The following is an 18805-nucleotide window of genomic DNA, read 5'->3' on the forward strand; positions in this document are numbered from 1 at the left end:
TTTCTGTTCGTGGCAGAAAAAAACACAAGATATACTAGACTTCATGTAATCTGAAATCTAAAATTAAAAATCTAAAATTAAACATGAGAGTATTTAAATTTGGTGGAGCATCAGTTAAAGATGCCGATGGAATTAAAAACGTATACGACGTTTTACAAAAAGTAGGTTATGAAGATGTAATTCTTGTAGTTTCGGCTATGGGAAAAACAACAAATGCTCTTGAAGTTGTAATCAAGAATTATTTTGATAAATCGACAGAGTTAAATTCATCTGTTCAAGAAATAAAAAAATATCACAATCAAATCTTATTGGATTTGTTTGAAGATGAAAAGCATGAGGTTTTTACTGCTGTAAAAGCATTATTTACTGAATTAGAATATTTTCTGGCTCATAATAAATCCCCAAATTACAATTTCGTTTACGATCAGATTGTAAGTTTTGGAGAATTAATTTCGACAACAATTTTAAGTCATTTTATGAATTACAAAGGCATTAAAACACAATGGCTTGATGTTCGTAATTTTATTAAAACCGATGCAACTTACAGAGATGCCGAAGTAGATTGGGATGCCACTCAACAAAACATTAGCAAAAATGTAAAACGCAAAATATTAAACATTACTCAAGGATTTTTAGGTGCCGACGAAAACAACTTTACGACTACTTTAGGGCGTGAAGGTTCTGATTACACTGCCGGAATTTTTGCTTATTGTTTAAATGCTGAAAGTGTTACAATCTGGAAAGATGTTCCTGGTGTTATGAATGCCGATCCGCGTTATTTTGAAAATGCAAGTTTATTGAATCAGATTTCGTATCGCGAAGCAATCGAATTGGCTTTTTATGGCGCAACCGTTATTCACCCAAAAACATTACAACCATTACAGAAAAAAGAAATTCCGTTGTATGTAAAATCGTTTATCAACCCTTTATTAAAAGGAACTTGTGTTTCTAAAGGTGTTGACTTAGAACCGCAATATCCTTGTTTTATTGTAAAAAGAAATCAGCTTTTGATTTCGCTTTCATCAATAGATTTTTCTTTTATCATGGAAGAAAACATCAGCGAGATTTTTGCTTTGTTTCATGAATTTAAAATCAAAGTAAATTTGATTCAGAATTCAGCAATTAGTTTTTCTGTTTGTGTGGAGGATAAATTTGGAAATTTCAACGAATTGAACGCGATTCTTTCGAAAAAATTCAAAGTAGATTATAACGAAAATGTGACTTTATATACAATTCGTCATTTTACGGAACAAGCTGCTCAAACGGTCGAAGAAAATAAAGAGGTTTTATTAAAACAAGTAAGCCGCGAAACGATGCAAATTGTTACTAAAGAGATTAACTAAATCTTCTTTTTAAAGTTAATTATTTCAATTCAAAAATATCTAAAAAAGGGTTTCACCAAAAGTGAAGCCTTTTTTGCTTTTAATGTTTATACTTATTTAAATCCAAAATAACCGATTATCGAGTAAGACTTTTTATTAATCTTTAGTATTTTTATCTTTTAATAAAACCCTTATTAATGTCAAAATCCAGTAAATTATTTGTAAAAATATACTTCATCGCTTGTATTTGTTATATAGCTTTTGGGTTTTATCAAGTTCTATTTTTAGGAGTTTCTTCTACAAAAGAATTACTTATTAGAACATCTCCAATTATAGTTGGGTCCTGTTCTGCATGGATTATTTATAACAGATTTTACAGGTGTAAAAAAAACTAAATATTCAAATTCAGACTTAAATACCCTATTTCCGAATAAGAGTTATTTTAAATAGGTAGTAATTTTAACTTTATAAAAAAAACAAAAAAATGACTAACGGATCAGTAACAATAACACTACTTATCATAATTATAGCACTTGCATATAGATATAATAAGACTCACAAAGAAAAAAAAGGGTAATTTTTTTAAAGATTTTTCCAGCGAATATTTAGTAATCTATAAATAATTCTACTCCCATATAATATAATTCCTTTATGATAACAGAAAAAAGCAAACTATTTGCCGCATACCTATTCCTTTTATTTTCAGTTTCGTTATGCATATTGTATAAACTTGGCAAAACTGATTTTAATCCCTTGTTTCCAACATTAATTACTTTTATTTTTGTTCTACAGAGAACTTTTATTTTCTATAAAAAGAGAATATAAATCACTACAGTATTTCCGTACTGATGTAAATTTAAAATGAACTTAGATTTTGTAATACCTAAAAAAAAATGCTCGTACTTCATGATACTTTCATTTCTTTTTTCAAATCCTTAATGGTTTTCTTTAGTTCTTTTATTCGTTCGTCATATTGTTCGATTATTTGATCAGAAAGTTGAAAAACATTAACCTTAAAAGCCTTTTCTTTTCTATTTTCTTTTCCTCCAATAGTATCAATTTTTAATAAATCCTCGGGCAAAATATCAAAAATCGCACAGATTTTTAAAATATGGTTTGCCCAAGAATGGCTTTCTCCGCTTTCCATTCGCGCATAAGCCGATTGTGAGATGTTTAGAAAGTCAGCCACTTCTTCTTGAGACAGGTCTTTATTTTTTCTAAGAGTTTTGAGCTTATTCCCTACAATGATATTCATAATCTATAAAGTTTTCCTTATAAAACAACAGAGGACACATTTATAAAAATATACTCACAAAAAAATCATTTATTTTTTAAAAATAACACTCCATAATTGAAATACCCGATAATCACATAATACAAACTCTTACAAATTGGTAATTTTGGACTGACAAAAAAATTAAACTCATGAATACTGATATTGAGCCGAGTCAAGAAACCCAAAACGAATGGAACAACGATCCAGACAACTGGATTTGGGGATTCTTATACTACAATCCAAAAGACAGTAGATTGTTTCCTCCAAAAAGGATAAAAGAACTAGGGTGGACTATTAATTTTGCAAATCCCAATTCTGTGTTTCTTGTCATTATTTTCATTACAATTCTTCTTATAATAGGAGAAAGCACGACATAATTAAATTTAAAAACAGGTTCGACTCCCCCGTCTAATCCTCTATAAAAAATGAAATTCTTTATATTCAAATACAGTATAGCCATCATTAGCTGTCTTTATTTAGCCCATTTTTTTTTCGATCTTGATCATACTGATAAAATAATAAAAACTGGAACATCACTTGTCTTAGCACTTATTTTCATGATCACAATGTACACTGAAATAAAAAGTAAAAAATAGCTCCTGCATAAATATCAAATACTTGAATTAGACTTCTTCAAATTGTGAAGCTGGTTTTGTTTGCACTTTATCGCGCTCTGTTATTCTCTGTTTGCTCAATTTCTGTTTTTTTGTAAGTTGCCTTTTTTGAATTCCCAAAACTATAGGTTGCAATTAGTCTAAAGTAGTTTGTGGTGTAGGTTCTGTGATAATAAATTTCGGTTTGTCCCACATTATAATCTCCGGAAACCATGAAATCATGGAAAATATCATTTGCCGTAAAATTTAGCTTTAAGGCATCTTTAAAAAAGTTCCTTTCAATTCCTAGAGTAACCGTCGATCTGCTATTATCACTACCCAATCCATAACTTTTGTTACCTAAATACCAGGCTAGCAATTGAATTTTAAAAAGGTTCGGAATAGTAAATGTATTGTTAGAGTACAGATATATTTGAGGTTTGACCGGGCCTAGTGCATATCCGTAAAAATCATCTATACTTTTAGTCAAATTCATACTTATGGTATTGGTCGAATTCCACCAATTCTTCGTAAAAGTTTTTGATATTGATGTAAAAAAGCTATGTTCTCTGTCTAAATTCAGTGATCTTAAAATATAACTATTTGGCTTGTCACCACGTAAAGCTGCTCCACTAATAGGATCAGTTTTATAGGTATATCCTATTTTAAAATCAAACTTTTTGTATAATGTACCAATTTCAAAAGCATGAACTTTCTCTGGCAACAAATTAGGATTCCCTTCGATTGTAGTAAACGGATCTTGATAAATAACAAAAGGGTTTAAGGCTTGATATCTTGGTCTGGTTATTCTTGAAACATAAGACGCATGTACTTTCCAATCATCTGAAATATCCATATTCAGCAAAACATTTGGAAAAATATTGCCATAATTTTTTTTGAATTGCTGGATTCCGTTTGCAGTAGTATATAAATCATAATTAGTCCATTCGGCTCGAGCGCCAACAGAAAAATTGAACTTTTCTCCTAATGAACTTCCAAAATTAAAATAAGCTGCATTAATTTTCTCTACATATTTAAAATTGCTCGAAAGTTGATCATCAAGTCCAAAACCTTCATTTTTTGAATCTGATATCAGGAAGTCTGATCCGGATAGTATGGTTGCATTGCTAAACTTCACTCCAGTTTCAAGCTTTGAATTTTTATTTATCTTTTTTAAATAATCGGCTTGAATACTGATAATATTAATTCTATTGTCAACATTATTCTTGAGATATTTTTCTTTGTTAAGTTCGTCAATAAAACTATTTTCATCAATAAAATCTCTTACAGTTCCGTTATAATTAGAATGTTGAGTTCCAATAAATAAAGACGAACCTTTGCGATCTGTTATTGCATTATAATTTAAATTAATAAACTGATTTAGTAAGACATCGTTTTTGGCGATATCTGTTGTATAAAAACTATTTCCTGCATTGTTTTCTATTGAATTTCGACTTAATACTACACCGCCCAAATCCTGAATATTACCACTATATGCCAATGAGATATAATTCTTGTCTGAAAACGTATATTGCAATCCAAGCCCAAAATTAGAGTAATTATTAAATTGCCTTTTCCAATCTGTAGTTAATTGAGATCGCATATAATCCTCGGGATTGGGTCGCGTTCTGGTCGTGTATAATAATTCGCGCCCTTTGCCCAATTGCAATCCGTAATTGGTAATAAACGAAAACTTGCCCTTTGCATAATTAAAATCTAGTAATGTATTGGTACTTGCTCCTGCAAATTCCGAAACGGTTACTTGCTGACTTGCGGTTCCCATTATACCACTTTCTATATTTTTTTTAGTAATAATATTGATTACTGCTTTTCCTTCGGCATCATATTTTGAAGATGGATTTGAAATCACTTCAATTTTTGAAATTTGCGAAACTGGTATCGCTGCAAATCTTTCGTAATTAATCAATATTCCGTTCAGGTAAATAATAGCTTCACCTTTTCCAAGTACGCTTATTTGTCCTTCTGTAATAATAACATTTGGCACTCGACTCAACAACTCATTTACAGAACTACTGGTCGAGAGCAAAGTATTGGCGACATTAACATCGATTGTTCCGTTTGCAGAATATTTAACTAGTGAAGCGTCTCTTTTAATCACAACTTCATTCAATTCATTATTTTGACTTGTGACTTTCTCTGGAAGTGTTGGTTTAGATTGTGCTTTTGTTTCTAAAACAGAAAAGAATAAGCAAAAGATAAAAATAAAAACAGGAACATGGAATCTCATAAATTGGCAATTTAAAATTTGACTTTGTTTGCCACAAAAGTCTATTGTAAATTGCAACATGAGGTAATCCAAATAGAAATCAGGAGTACGGATTTATAAATTCAAACGTGATTCTACGTATGTAAAGCTTGGAGTTGATAGTTTAAAGGAGTTGTTCCGGTATGTTTTTTAAAGGCCGAAAAAAAAGTCGATTTAGAATTAAAACCTACATCATAACCAACAGATTCTAATGTTAGTTTATCATTTGAAGTTATGATTTTACAAGCTTCATTTATTCTGAACTCATTTACAAAACTGGTAAAATTTTTATTTAAATTACTATTTAAAAATTGTGATAACTGATGACTGGAAATATTGAGTTCTTTAGACAAATCCTGTAAAGTAAGATTAGAATTTTTATACCATTCTTTCTCAAGCATAATTTTTTCCAGTTTTTCGGATAAAATCGTGGCTTCTGCCAAGTCTATTTTTTTGCCTGAATTTTTGGGTCCATTCAACAAAAACAAATCATCGGTTTTTTTTCGATATAAAAGGATCGAAATAATTAGATATAAAATAAACGAAAAAACAACTGCTCCACTAATATAACTAGCGGCCGGGGCTCTAACTATTGCAAGAAAATAAAAGAAGAATAGTAGAAAATTACCTAGAAAAAGCATTCCAAACCAAGTTTCCGAAGGCGTTGTTTTGTGCTTTCTATTTAAGATTTTTGCTAATATTTCTTTGATTAAAAAACCTGAAAGAACAACATAAACAAACCACTGAAAATAGATAATCCTTATAAAATAATTGGTCCAAAGCTCGGGATAATATTCATACGGATAAACAACTCCAACACTAACTATTAATAGTGCCCAGAATAAAAGTGTAAACTTCCACGATCTTGGCATTACGTTAATTTCGGAAACGGCCGATTTAAGAAAATAATATAGAAAAGGACCAATAAAAAAACAAGCTGTAAGCCCAAATTGCAAATACGTTTTGGGTAAAGTGGGATTAAAATATATAAATACAGATTTCCCTATTCTAATGCTCAACGCAAATAAAAGTGCTCCAAGAAAATAATTGGTAAGGTATTTTTTTCTGGTAAAGAAAAAGAAATAAACACCTAGAATAAGTCCGTTGAAAACTCCCAAAGCACTAAAAAAGAATAAAAGTTCTTTTCCTGTATCCATAATTTTAATTTGTTATATCCTCACAAAGCTAAAAAAAAGATTGATGTTTATGCCTTTACAAATAAATATTCAGAATTTATCGACTAAATTTTCTTGCATAGACCTCTCATAAAAGCCTCATTTTTTTCCCAATTATAAATACTACTTTTGACTTTTTAGAGTTAAAATATTTATGGTGAAAAAATTACTGTTTTTAACGGTGCTATTTTGGTTTTCTGGTCTTCAGGCTCAGGAAACAGAATCATCGTATAAAACAAAAAAAGTAATTGTAAGCCGAGATACAATTCATTTGGAACAAGTGAGCATTAATTCGAGTTTTTTTCAAATTTTAAACACTAAAAACGAACCTATAAATTCAAGTTTTTATACCATTGACTTCCAGAAAGGGACTTTGCTTTTTAATGAAAAACTAAGTTCCACTTCGGACACTTTAATTGTAAATTATTTAAAATATCCCGATTTTCTAACCAAAGAATATAGCCGATACAAAGCAGACCAAGTTGTTACGAATGATGTTGGTACTGAAAAATTATACAAAATTGATAATACGAATGCCAAAAAAGTGACTCCGTTTGATGGATTGAATACTTCTGGTAGTATTACTCGAGGCGTTACGGTTGGAAATAATCAAAATACGGTTTTAAATTCTAACCTTGATCTTCAGATTACCGGAAAAATATCAGACAAAGTTAGTTTGCGAGCTTCACTTCAAGATAGTAATATTCCGTTGCAAGACGGCGGATATTCGCAAAAGCTAGATCAGTTCGACAACATTTTCATGGAAATCTTTAGCAATGATTGGAACATTCGGGCTGGAGATGTTTTTCTGGAAAACAGGAAAACTCAATTTCTAAATTTCAATAAAAAAGTTCAGGGACTTTCTGCCAGTTTTAATTTTAATACTGAAGAGAGTAAAACCAACATTTTTGCCTCTGTTGCTTTTGTAAAAGGTCAATATGCCAAAAGTACTTTTACGGGTCAGGAAGGCAATCAGGGACCTTATAAATTAAAGGGACAAAATGGCGAATTGTATGTTTTGGTCATTTCCGGATCTGAGCGTGTTTATGTAAATGGTGTTTTGCTAAAACGAGGTGAAAACAATGATTATGTGATCGATTATAATGCAGGAGAAATCACTTTTACATCGCTTTTTACAATTACTTCAGAAATGCGTATTAATGTTGAATATCAATATTCTGAAAGAAATTACAATCGATTGGTAACTTATGCCGGCGCAACGCACGAGAACAAAAACTGGAGTTTTGGTGGTTATGTTTATTCTGAAAACGATATGAAAAACCAGCCTTTACAACAAAACCTTTCTAAAGAACAGGTACAGATTTTAAGTCAGGCCGGTGACGATCCCAGTTTAATGAAAGCGCCATCGGCCTATGTTGATAAATATGCAGACAATAAGGTTTTATACAAAAAAACAATTGACAATTCTGTCGAAATCTACGAATACTCTACTGACGCGAGTAATGTTTTATACAATGTAAAATTTAGTCTTGTTGGAGCAAATCTTGGAAATTACATCATTAAGAACAACAATTCTGTCGAACGCATTTATGAATATGCCGCACCAATTAATGGTACTTTACAAGGAAATTACGAGCCAATTGTTCAACTGGTCGCGCCTATTAAACTTCAGGTTGCTACCTTTTTAGGCAAATACAATCCTGACGAAAAAACGTTAGTTGATTTTGAAATTGCCATGAGTAATAATGACAAGAACTTATTTTCTACGATTGACGATGGTAATAATAGCGGTGTTGCACTAAAAACCAACATTAAAAAACGTCTTTTTACCCGCGAGTGGACTTTGGATGGGTTTGCAAATTATCAATTTGTTCAGGAAAATTTCAGATCGGTGGAGCGTTTGTATAATATTGAATTTAATCGGGATTGGAATTTAAATTCGACTCTTTATGGCAATCAAAGTTTACTGGTTACAGGTCTAAATTTTGATTTGTTTGCTAAAAAGGAAACCACTAACCTTGGCTTATTTTCCTATCAATTTGAAAAATTAGATTATTCCGAGAGTTATTCGGGATCGAGACATACAACGACCGCTTTATTCAAATTAAAAAAGTGGACGATAGAAAATCAAGGTAGTTTTTTGAATAGTGATGCAACAAATTCGACTTCTAAATTTATTAGAAATCAAACCAGAACTAAATATCATTTTGGTAAAAACTGGGTTGGTGCAAGTATGCAAATCGAAGATAATCAGGAAAAAGATAAAGTTACCAATCAGTTCTCGGCTTTAAGTCAAAGATTTTCAGAATACGGAGCTTTTGTTGGTCGTGGCGATAGTACTAAAGTTTTTGTTGAAATTGGTTATTTGCAACGTCGAAATGATAGTTTACAAAACGGATTACTGCAACATGTAAACAATTCGCAAACCTATTATCTGAAATCGAAATTGATTCAGAATAAAAAAACGGATTTAGCGGTTTATGCCAGTTATCGAAATTTGGATTTTACGGATTCGTCCCGAAAAAATGAACCATCTTTAAATTCGAGAATCTTATACAACGATCGCTTTTTTAATCAATTGATGCAAATTGGAACAACTTACGAAACCAGTTCCGGAACTATTGCGCAACAAGAGTTTACGTATATCGAAGTTCCAACGGGACAAGGTGTTTATACATGGAATGATTATAACGGCAACGGAATTCAGGAATTAGAAGAATTTGAGATTGCTGCTTTTCCGGATCAGGCAAGATTTATTCGAATCTTTTTACCCAATCAAATCTACATCAAAACCAATCAAAATAAATTTTCCCAATCTGTCGCCTTGAATCCGTTGCAATGGCAAAATGAGAAAGGTTTTAAAAAACTGATTTCGTATTTCTACAACCAAACTTCGTTTATTATGGATCGAAAGGTAAAAAGTCAGGGCGAACGTTTAGAGCTGAATCCGTTTGATTCTTCTGAAGAAAATATTCTAGGTTTAAATTCTAGTTTTAGAAACAGTTTATATTTCAATAGAGGAAAACAAAAACATTCTGTAACCTATACTTATCTGATTAATAAAGGTAAAAATCTACTTTCGATTGGTTCGCAAAATATCAAAAACGGTTCACATCAATTACAATACACACACTTGTATCAAAAAAGCTGGTTGTTTAATTTTTTCACTAAGACGATTAAAACAAATTTAGTTTCAGAAGATTTTGTTGAGAAAAATTATGATTTAAAAGGATATCAATTGGCTCCAAAAATCAGTTATTTATTTTCGAAAAATACGAGTTTAGATTTCTTTTACGAATTTCAAAACAAAGATAATCAGATAGGGAATTTTGAAACACTTGTCCAAAACAGACTCGGAACTTCTTTCTCCTTTGCGGGCGAAAAAAAGATAACGATAAACGGAGAGTTTTCTTTTTATCAAAATAAATTTACAGGAAATGAATTTTCTTCTGTTGGATTTCAAATGCTGGAAGGACTTCAGGCAGGACAAAATTTAGTATGGAAGCTTCTGTTACAGAAGAATATCACTCAATTTCTAGATATTAATTTAAATTACCAAGGTCGAAAAAGCGAAACCGGTTCTGTGGTACATACAGGCAACATACAACTTCGTGCATATTTTTAACACTTTGCGAAAAACATATTCATAAATTGATTAATTTTAATAGAAACTTTAAATCTTTAAATTATGAAAAAATTCTTATTGCTATGTTTTATAGTTGTTTTCTCTAGTAATTTTTATGCTCAGGAAACTGCTAAAACAGCTAAAAGCAAAACTGAAGCTGCTACGAAAAAAGCAAAAACTGATGCAAGTAAAGCAACAGCTGATGCGAAAAAAGAAGCTACAAAATCTAAAAAAGCTGCAGACAAAGCTACTGATGCTGCAACAAAAGCAAAAAAAGAGTCTACAAAGACTGCTAAAACAGCTGCAGACAAAGATGCTGCTAAAGCAAAAAGCGATGCTACTAAAACTGCAAAAAAAGCTACTGATAAAGCTGAAAGCGCAAAAACTGACGCAAAGAAAGCAGCTACAAAAGCTGATGCAGCTGCAAAAACTGTAAAAAGTGACGCAGCTTCGACAAAAAAAGCTGCAACTAAAACAGTAAAAGAAACCAACGAAAAAGCACCAAAAGTTGCTGATAAAGTTACAGGTGAATACAACGGTAAAAAAGTATATACTGGCCCAAAAGGTGGTAAATACTACATTAATAAAAATGGTAATAAAACCTATATTCAGGATTAATAAAAGGTACTAAGGCACTTAGATACTAAGGTGCTAAGACATAAAACTTTGAAGCCGAACTTACGTTCGGCTTTTTTTGTTCAATCCAAAAAACCTTAGTCCCGAAACTTCGGGATAATCACTCAATGCCTTAAAACCTTAAAAAAAATCTAGAGTTAATAATTTAGTAATATGCTCGAAATAACACGGAAAACATATTTCTCTATCTTCGTTTTTAAAAAGCGTTAAACTATGAGCATTGACTATTCTGCAAACAAAACAATTTTAGTTGCTCCATTAAACTGGGGGTTGGGTCACGCGACAAGATGCATCCCAATTATTAAAGCGCTGCAAGAAAATAATTTTATTCCGATAATAGCTTCTGATGGTATTGCGTTGGCTTTATTACGTAAAGAATTTCCATACATACAAACTCTGGAACTGCCTTCCTACCATATTGAATATGCAAAGAATGGTAAAAACTTTAAATGGAAACTAATTAAGAACTTACCTAAAATGATCGTCGCCATTATGGATGAGAAAAAGATGGTGAGAGGCTGGATTAAAAAACACGGTATTGACGGAATTATTTCTGATAACCGATTGGGTGTTTTTAGTAAAAAGATCCCTTCTGTTTTTATGACGCATCAATTGAATGTAATGACTGGAAACACGACTTGGTTTACCAGTAAATGTCATCAATATATTATAAAAAAATACACAGAATGCTGGATTCCTGATACTAATGAAAAGACAAATCTAACAGGAGAACTTGGTCATCTTAAAACGAATGATCTTAACTTAAAATATATTGGGCCTTTGAGCAGAATGCGTAAAAAGGAAACTCCAAAAATATATGATCTAATGATTATTTTGTCAGGACCGGAACCTCAACGTACTTTTTTGGATGAAAAACTTCAAAAAGAAGTGGTTAATTTTAAGGGTAAAGTGGTTTTTGTACAAGGTATTGTTGAGAAAACTCAAAACAAATGGCAAGCTGGTAACGTGACTTATTACAATTTCATGAATTCTAAGCAACTGGAACAAACGTTTAACGAGAGTGAATTTGTTTTATGCCGTTCTGGTTATACTACTGTAATGGATTTGGCTAAATTGGGCAAGAAAGCCTTTTTTATTCCAACACCTGGTCAATATGAACAAGAATATCTGGCGATAAAACTTCAGGAAGAAAATTTGGTACCGTACGCAATGCAAGACGACTTTACCATTGAAGATCTTTCAAAAGTAAAGTCGTTTAAAGGTTTAACTCAATTTAACGAAAGTATAGATTGGGATTCTCTATTTTCAGTTTTTGAGGATTAATTTTAGAAATTAAACTGCGCTTGCAATCGCAATAAATTTCCTTGTTGTCTGTTTATTGGAAGCGCGCTGTCTTCAAAAGTACGATCTGCAATAACATATTCTGCCGTAAGCTCGAAAGCTTTAAACGGTTGCCATTCTATACCAATTTCGTAGTCTCTAACAACATAGCTTCTGGCATCTTTTTCATATTTTTTTCCTCCATCATAATATTGAAATTTAGCAAAAGGATAAATATGTTGTTTTTTAAAGTCTAATTTATAATTGAACAACACATAACCACCGTTTAGATCTGTTTCATCAACAGTATTGGTCAAGGTATTGTAACGAGGTCCTCTACCAATATTATATTCGGTTTGGATTCCAAAAGGTCTTGGATACAGTACAAATGTTGCTCCTACTCTCTGATCTTTTACATATTGCGGATCATCAACTTTTACTCCAGGTGAAATTTCGCCTGTAAAAGCCCATTTTCCGGTATACGCCTGAATTCCCGGTTCTATGATTTGACTACCAATAACAAACGGATATGTAACTCTGGCTACAACATTTAAGTCTCTGTTTCCGTCTAGTTTATTAGCGATTTGTCCGTTATAAACCCCAAAAGCAAAAACTCCATAATCGCCTGAACCTTTGTAACCATCATTTACCAACATGGCGAAACGCTCTCTAATTTTGGCCGGAGCCCAATAAAAAAACATCCCTAAATCACGCTCGTTTAATATTGCACTATTCATTGCGTCATTACGATCTAAAGCCAAACGTTGCGAACTGGATTGCATATTCTCGAAACCATAAGGTATTTTACTTTGACCAATACGAACGCGATATTCTTTTTTCTTATCAAAAGAAAGATCGAAATATAAATCACGAATTTGAACAAAATTCTGGATTCCGGTGCTAGGTGAACTGGCAAAATCCGGCTGAAAATAGAAAAAAACATTTGGATGAACCTGCCCTGAAAATACTAAACGTGCACGTCTGATAAAAAGTCCGTTGTTGGATTTTGCATCTGGATCTGTCGAAGTTGTTCCCCAAGATTTATCACATTGCTCGCAGGAAACTTTATCGTTTGTCGAAAACAAACCATTATATCTAATTTGAGCATAACCTCTTAAAGATATTCTATCATACCAATGTTCTGCGGTACCTGCTCCTGATTGTGTATCTGGTAATTTAGCTTTGTTGATTGAATCAAGAAGACGAACTACTTCTTTTTTCACATCAGACTTACTTAATTCTTGTGCATTTGAAGCGCAAGTTATGAGCAATAAAACGGCTAAGATTTTTCTTTTTATCATCCTTTCTATAATTCCCTTAATTTCAAGGTGCAAAGATGACTCTCCTATGTTAAGAAATCATTAACAGGATGTTACTATAATAAAAATTTAATGTTACGAAGTTTTAGCTCAGGTTTGGTAATTGTTAAAACGCACTGTTTTAGTGGTTTCAACTCAAACCTGATTACAATTATTTAACTTCTAATTTTACTGTTTTATATGCTTTTTCAAGCGTAAAAGAGAACTCAGAACCAATTCCAAACTCACTTTCCACATATACTTTCTCTTTATGAGCCTCAATAATATGCTTTACTATTGCTAATCCTAGACCGGAACCACCTTCAGAACGCGTTCCGCTTTTATCAACTCTGTAAAAACGTTCAAAAAGTCTTGGAATATTTTGTTTTTCAACTCCTTCTCCATTATCACTAATTCTGATTAAGACTTTTTTCTTAGTTAGATTTACAACTCCAACTTCGGTTAATCCGCCTTCTTTACCATATTTAATAGAGTTTACAATCAAGTTTTCGAGCACTTGCTGAATTCTATCCTGATCTCCACGAATAATAACTGACTTGACATTTTTACTTTCAAAAGCCAATTTGATTTTTTTCTTGTCAGCTTTCATTTCCAACAAATCGAAAACATTCTGAATCAATTCGACAATATCAAAATCAGTCATGTTTAAATCTAAATCACCCGATTCTAATTTGGTAATCATATCCAGATCTTCAACAATATAAATTAAACGTTCTACACCTTTTTCGGCACGTTTTAAATATTTTTTCCTAATGTTTTTATCTTCCATTGCTCCATCAAGCAAAGTTGATACATAACCCTGAACCGTAAATAAAGGTGTTTTAAGTTCATGCGAAACGTTTCCTAAAAATTCTCTTCGATATTGTTCACGAATTTCAAGCATTTCAATTTCAAGCTTTTTATCTGTTGCAAACTTTTTCACTTCACGCGAAAGCGTTTCCATATCTGTAGTAATAGGCTGATTGATAAGTGTTGTTGATTCTAATAACGAAACCTCATCGTAGATTTTCTTTACTCTTCTATAAATAAAACGTTCGACACGATATTGTAAAACCAAAAAAGCGAATATATAAATTGATATCAGAAAAATTATTCCAAATGCAATTTGATGTTCTAATTGATTTTTATACAATAAAGACATCAATATCAGCACAAATCCTGTTGCAAAAAGACTTATATATAATGCCGACTTGACAGCAAATTTGTATGTTTTTTTAAAATTAATTTTCATTGATATTATTAATCATTAAGAGATTTTATTTTTACCATATAAGTGATATAAGTTCATTTAAAGCAAAGCGCAATTGTATGGATTACATTAAGAACTTAAAAAAAGAAATCTTTGTCAAAGTTTTAAACTTTGACAAAGATAAACTTTGATACGAAAAGTATGTTGTACTATAATTTAAATGAACTTATATCACTTATATGGTTCAAATATTTATTGAATGTCTAAACTTCAAATTTATAACCAACACCTTTTATAGTTTTAAAAAGGTCTTCGCCTATTTTTTCGCGTAGTTTTCTAATATGAACATCAATTGTTCTTCCTCCTACTACAACTTCATTACCCCAAACTTTATCAAGAATTTCGTCTCTTTTAAAAACTTTTCCTGGTTTTGATGCTAACAAGTAAAATAATTCGAATTCTTTTCTTGGTAAAGCAATTTCTACATTGCCTTTTATGATTTTATATTCTTCTCTGTTGATCTCGATTCCGCCAACGTTTAAGGTATCGCTAACAACTTCTTGTTCTTTTAACCTTCTTAACAAAGCCTTTACTTTGCTTACCAATAATTTTGGTTTTATTGGTTTTGTGATGTAATCATCTGCACCTGCATCAAAGCCAGCAACTTGAGAATAATCTTCGCTTCTGGCTGTCAAGAATGTTATGATAACATTATTTAATTCTGGGATTTTTCTGATGTGTTCGCAAGCTTCCATTCCGTCCATTTCCGCCATCATTACATCCATAATAATTAAGTCCGGCAATTCTTTCTGAGCTTTTGCTATAGCTTCTTTTCCGTTCGAAGCTGTTACAATTTGGTAGCCTTCCTGAGCAAGGTTATAGCCAACGATTTCTAAGATATCTGGTTCATCGTCAACTAATAAAATCTTGGTTTGTGTTTTTTTCATAAATAGCAAAAATTGAGATTTTTACATCAAATTTTCTTCATTAAACATTCGATGTTTTTTATTTCACAGGGTAAATATACTAACAAAATAACCGTTAAAAATTGCGGTTAACGGTAATTTAATCTGGTAACAATTTGATAATCTACAAGACACAAAAACATAACAAGTGCCTAACATGAACTTTACACGGCGTTTCTTTCTTTGCACAAAAATAAATCAAACACAACACAAAAATGAAATTCAATTTAAAATTTCTATTTATTACATTATTTATTTGTACGATTTCGATCGCGCAAAACAAAGGTACGATTTCTGGTGTATTAACCGACAAAGAAACCAACAATCAAGCTTTACCTTTCGCAAATGTTTTAGTAAAAGGAACTAATACAAGTGCGAACACTGACATTGACGGAAAATATTCGTTAAGCGTAAATCCAGGAAATTACATTATTATTTTTAGTTTCGTTGGATATGAATCTGTTGAAAAACCAGTAACTGTAAAAGCAAACGAAACTATTACAGTTAATCAAATTCTTTCATCAGGAAGTTTTACTCTAAAAGATGTTGTTGTAAAATCATCAGCTGTAAACAGACAAAAGGAATCTGCTTTACTATTAGAACAAAAAAATGCTGTTGATATAAAACAATCGATTGGTGCGCAGGAACTTTCTAAAAAAGGAGTAAGTGACGTTGCCAATGCGGTTATTAAAACTACCGGTATTACAAAACAGGAAGGAACTAATAACATTTTCGTGAGAGGTTTAGGTGATCGTTACAACTCTACAACAATGAACGGACTTCCAATTCCTTCAAACGATCCTGAAAAGAAAAACATCAACTTAGACATTTTCTCAACCGACATTATTGAGTATGTTTCTATTGATAAAGTATACAACGGAAAGTTCTTTGGAGATTTCGCCGGAGGAAATGTTGATATCGTTTCAAAAGACTACAAAGGAAACGGATTCTTCAAAGTTGATTTTGAATCAAAAGTCAACACAAATGCTATTGGAGAAAATAACTTTACTTTGCAAAAAGGACCAAATGCTTTTGGATTCAGTAAAGCTTCGATTCCAAATAATCCTTTAACAGAATACAATTACAGTTCTTTACAATTTGACAAAAAAACACCAATTGCAGGTTCTTTCGGAATTTCAGGCGGTGATTCATACAACGTTGGTGAACAAGGAAAAATAAGCATTTTTGGTACCGCATCTTTCACAAACGATTATGCTTCAAGAACAGAAGGTGTTGCTAAAGGAAGTGTTAATGCAGCTGGTGTTGCAGGAAAAGATTTAGATTACAACTATCTTGCGTACAGCACTAATACTACCGGAATGTTTAATGTTGGATACAAAATCAACAGCAAAAACAAAATCAACTTCAATAGTTTGTATATCAATACTTCTACACAAAGAAAAGAAGAATCAAGAGGATACATTGTTGACTTAGCAAACGAAGGAAACGGTTACATCAGAAGAAATGAATACGAGAAATCAGCTTTATGGGTAAACCAATTATTGGGAGAACATAAATTAAGCGATAGAAGTACTTTTAACTGGGGAGGTTCTTTCAACACTGTAAAACAAGACATTCCAGACAGAACATATAATACAATGAATCTTTTACCTGAGGGATATGTAATCAACTCTCAATCTGCTCCTAATAATCACCGTTATTTCCAAACTTTGAAGGAAAACGAATTGGCAGCAAATTTATCTGTAAACTACAAATTCAGCAAAAATGAAGATGGAGATTATAAAGGAAAATTTACTGTAGGTTACAACGGAAGATTTAAAAACAGAGATTTCGAGGCAACTCAATTCAACTTTAAAACTACAACATTCCCTGTTTCACACACTGGTGATGTCGTAGATCCTAACAACCTGGATTTATTTTACAATCAACAAAATTTGAACAACAACTTCTTCACGATTTCAACTTTCCGTGGAGGACCAGAAGTTCCAAATGCACTTGATCCACAAACATACAGTGGAGATTTAACTATCAATGGTGGTTATTTAAATACAGAATATAAATTCAACAAATTAACTGCAGTTTTAGGATTAAGAGCTGAAGTTATCACACAAAATGTTGATTGGAGTACACAATTAGATCCTGCTGGAGGAAGCGATAAATTAGAAAAAACAGCTTTCTTGCCAAGTTTGGTATTGAAATACGAACTTAACGAAAAACAAAATTTACGTTTTGGATTCAGTAAAACTTATACTCTTCCACAGTTCAAAGAAAGATCACCTTTTATTTATGAAGAGTTTTTACAAGCAAAAATTGGTAACCCATTCTTATATGCTTCAGATGATTACAACTTTGACTTAAAATGGGAGATGTTCCCTAACAGCGACGAAGTTCTTTCTGTTACAGGTTTTGGAAAATATATCTTAAACCCAATCAATGAAGTGGTTATCAACTCTTCTACAAATGACATCTCTTACGTAAACTCTGGAGATTATGGTTATGTTGCAGGAGCTGAGTTAGAATACAAGAAAACACTTTTTACTTTTGATAGTGAAAATACTAAAAAATTAAGTGGTGGAATTAACGTTTCGTATTTATACAGCAAACAAGAATTAGACAACGAAAAAGTTCAGGAAGAAACAGAAGGATCACGCCCAACTACTTTTACCAATACAACCGGTAAATTTACAGGAGCTTCTCCTTTGTTATTAAATGCAGATTTATCTTTCTACAATGAATGGAATGACAAAAAAAGCAACCTAACAACAACCATTGCTTACAATTATTTCTCTGATCGAGTTAATGCAATTGGTACGCTTCAAAAAGGTGACTTAGTTGACAAAGCTGCGGGTTCATTAGATTTTATTGCAAAATCTAAACTTAGCAAAAACTATAGCCTTGGTTTAGTTGTAAAAAACATTCTTGATCCAACTATAAAAAGAGTTCAGGAAAACCAATCTGGAGATGTTGACATTTTAAGTTACAAAAAAGGATTAAACCTAAGCTTGCAATTTAGTTATGAATTCTAAATAAGACATACCTTTTAATTAGTAAAAGACAGCTTTAGAGCTGTCTTTTTTTTTGCGCATCTTCGACTATAAACAACGTGTTAAGCTGTTAACGTTTAGTTAATATAAAAACCGCTTTTTATTAAACTAACAATCACACTTGCTTAACATCTAAAAAAGATTTCTAATCCATCTTTGCAACAAGAAATTAAACACACACAAAAAAATTAT

Annotated in this window: 12 protein-coding genes; 6 read left to right on the plus strand and 6 right to left on the minus strand. The window is 31.8% G+C overall.

Annotated features, from left to right (window positions below):
* Positions 1-83: 83 nt before the first annotated feature.
* The gene (locus IW18_RS13780) at positions 84-1343 is read left to right on the plus strand and encodes an aspartate kinase (protein ID WP_041518459.1); all 1260 of its coding nucleotides are present in this window, start codon (positions 84-86) and stop codon (positions 1341-1343) included.
* 883 nt (positions 1344-2226) lie between these two features.
* Here the strand turns inward: IW18_RS13780 and IW18_RS13785 are convergent.
* Complete coding sequence (locus IW18_RS13785; protein ID WP_041518460.1) at positions 2227-2577, minus strand: helix-turn-helix transcriptional regulator; 351 nt, start codon at positions 2575-2577, stop codon at positions 2227-2229.
* Between the two features lie 170 nt (positions 2578-2747).
* Here IW18_RS13785 and IW18_RS13790 point away from each other — a divergent pair, with 170 nt between their 5' ends.
* Complete coding sequence (locus IW18_RS13790) at positions 2748-2975, plus strand: DUF5808 domain-containing protein (RefSeq protein ID WP_041518461.1); 228 nt, start codon at positions 2748-2750, stop codon at positions 2973-2975.
* A gap of 286 nt (positions 2976-3261) precedes the next feature.
* On the opposite strand, the gene IW18_RS13795 is transcribed toward IW18_RS13790, so the two are convergent.
* Together IW18_RS13795 and IW18_RS13800 are read right to left on the minus strand one after the other, a co-directional pair.
* Positions 3262-5439: an outer membrane beta-barrel family protein gene (locus tag IW18_RS13795; RefSeq protein WP_041518462.1), complete on the minus strand. Its 2178-nt coding sequence runs from the start codon at positions 5437-5439 to the stop codon at positions 3262-3264.
* Between the two features lie 113 nt (positions 5440-5552).
* Positions 5553-6614, minus strand: coding sequence for a helix-turn-helix domain-containing protein (locus tag IW18_RS13800; RefSeq protein WP_041518463.1), 1062 nt, complete (start codon positions 6612-6614; stop codon positions 5553-5555).
* Positions 6615-6786: 172 nt separating this feature from the next.
* Between IW18_RS13800 and IW18_RS13805 the strand changes: the two genes are divergently transcribed.
* The 3 genes from IW18_RS13805 to IW18_RS13815 all read left to right on the plus strand — a co-directional run bounded on the left by IW18_RS13805 (position 6787) and on the right by IW18_RS13815 (position 12138).
* On the plus strand, positions 6787-10218 hold the full coding sequence (locus tag IW18_RS13805; RefSeq protein ID WP_041518464.1) for a hypothetical protein: 3432 nt from the start codon (positions 6787-6789) through the stop codon (positions 10216-10218).
* Positions 10219-10281: 63 nt separating this feature from the next.
* The gene (locus IW18_RS13810; protein ID WP_041518465.1) at positions 10282-10836 is read left to right on the plus strand and encodes a hypothetical protein; all 555 of its coding nucleotides are present in this window, start codon (positions 10282-10284) and stop codon (positions 10834-10836) included.
* A 231-nt stretch (positions 10837-11067) separates the two neighbouring features.
* The gene (locus IW18_RS13815) at positions 11068-12138 is read left to right on the plus strand and encodes a glycosyltransferase (protein WP_041518466.1); all 1071 of its coding nucleotides are present in this window, start codon (positions 11068-11070) and stop codon (positions 12136-12138) included.
* A 2-nt stretch (positions 12139-12140) separates the two neighbouring features.
* Here the strand turns inward: IW18_RS13815 and IW18_RS13820 are convergent, their stop codons facing one another.
* The 3 genes from IW18_RS13820 to IW18_RS13830 all read right to left on the minus strand — a co-directional run bounded on the left by IW18_RS13820 (position 12141) and on the right by IW18_RS13830 (position 15590).
* On the minus strand, positions 12141-13436 hold the full coding sequence (locus IW18_RS13820) for a porin (protein ID WP_041518467.1): 1296 nt from the start codon (positions 13434-13436) through the stop codon (positions 12141-12143).
* Between the two features lie 169 nt (positions 13437-13605).
* Positions 13606-14685: a sensor histidine kinase gene (locus IW18_RS13825; RefSeq protein ID WP_041518468.1), complete on the minus strand. Its 1080-nt coding sequence runs from the start codon at positions 14683-14685 to the stop codon at positions 13606-13608.
* 221 nt (positions 14686-14906) lie between these two features.
* Positions 14907-15590 (minus strand): response regulator transcription factor, encoded by a 684-nt coding sequence (locus IW18_RS13830; protein WP_041518469.1) that lies wholly within the window; start codon positions 15588-15590, stop codon positions 14907-14909.
* 233 nt (positions 15591-15823) lie between these two features.
* Here IW18_RS13830 and IW18_RS13835 point away from each other — a divergent pair, with 233 nt between their 5' ends.
* Positions 15824-18595: a TonB-dependent receptor gene (locus tag IW18_RS13835; protein WP_041518470.1), complete on the plus strand. Its 2772-nt coding sequence runs from the start codon at positions 15824-15826 to the stop codon at positions 18593-18595.
* Positions 18596-18805 lie beyond the last annotated feature (210 nt).

It is taken from the genome of Flavobacterium hibernum (genome assembly GCF_000832125.1).
Classification (GTDB): Bacteria; Bacteroidota; Bacteroidia; order Flavobacteriales; family Flavobacteriaceae; genus Flavobacterium; species Flavobacterium hibernum.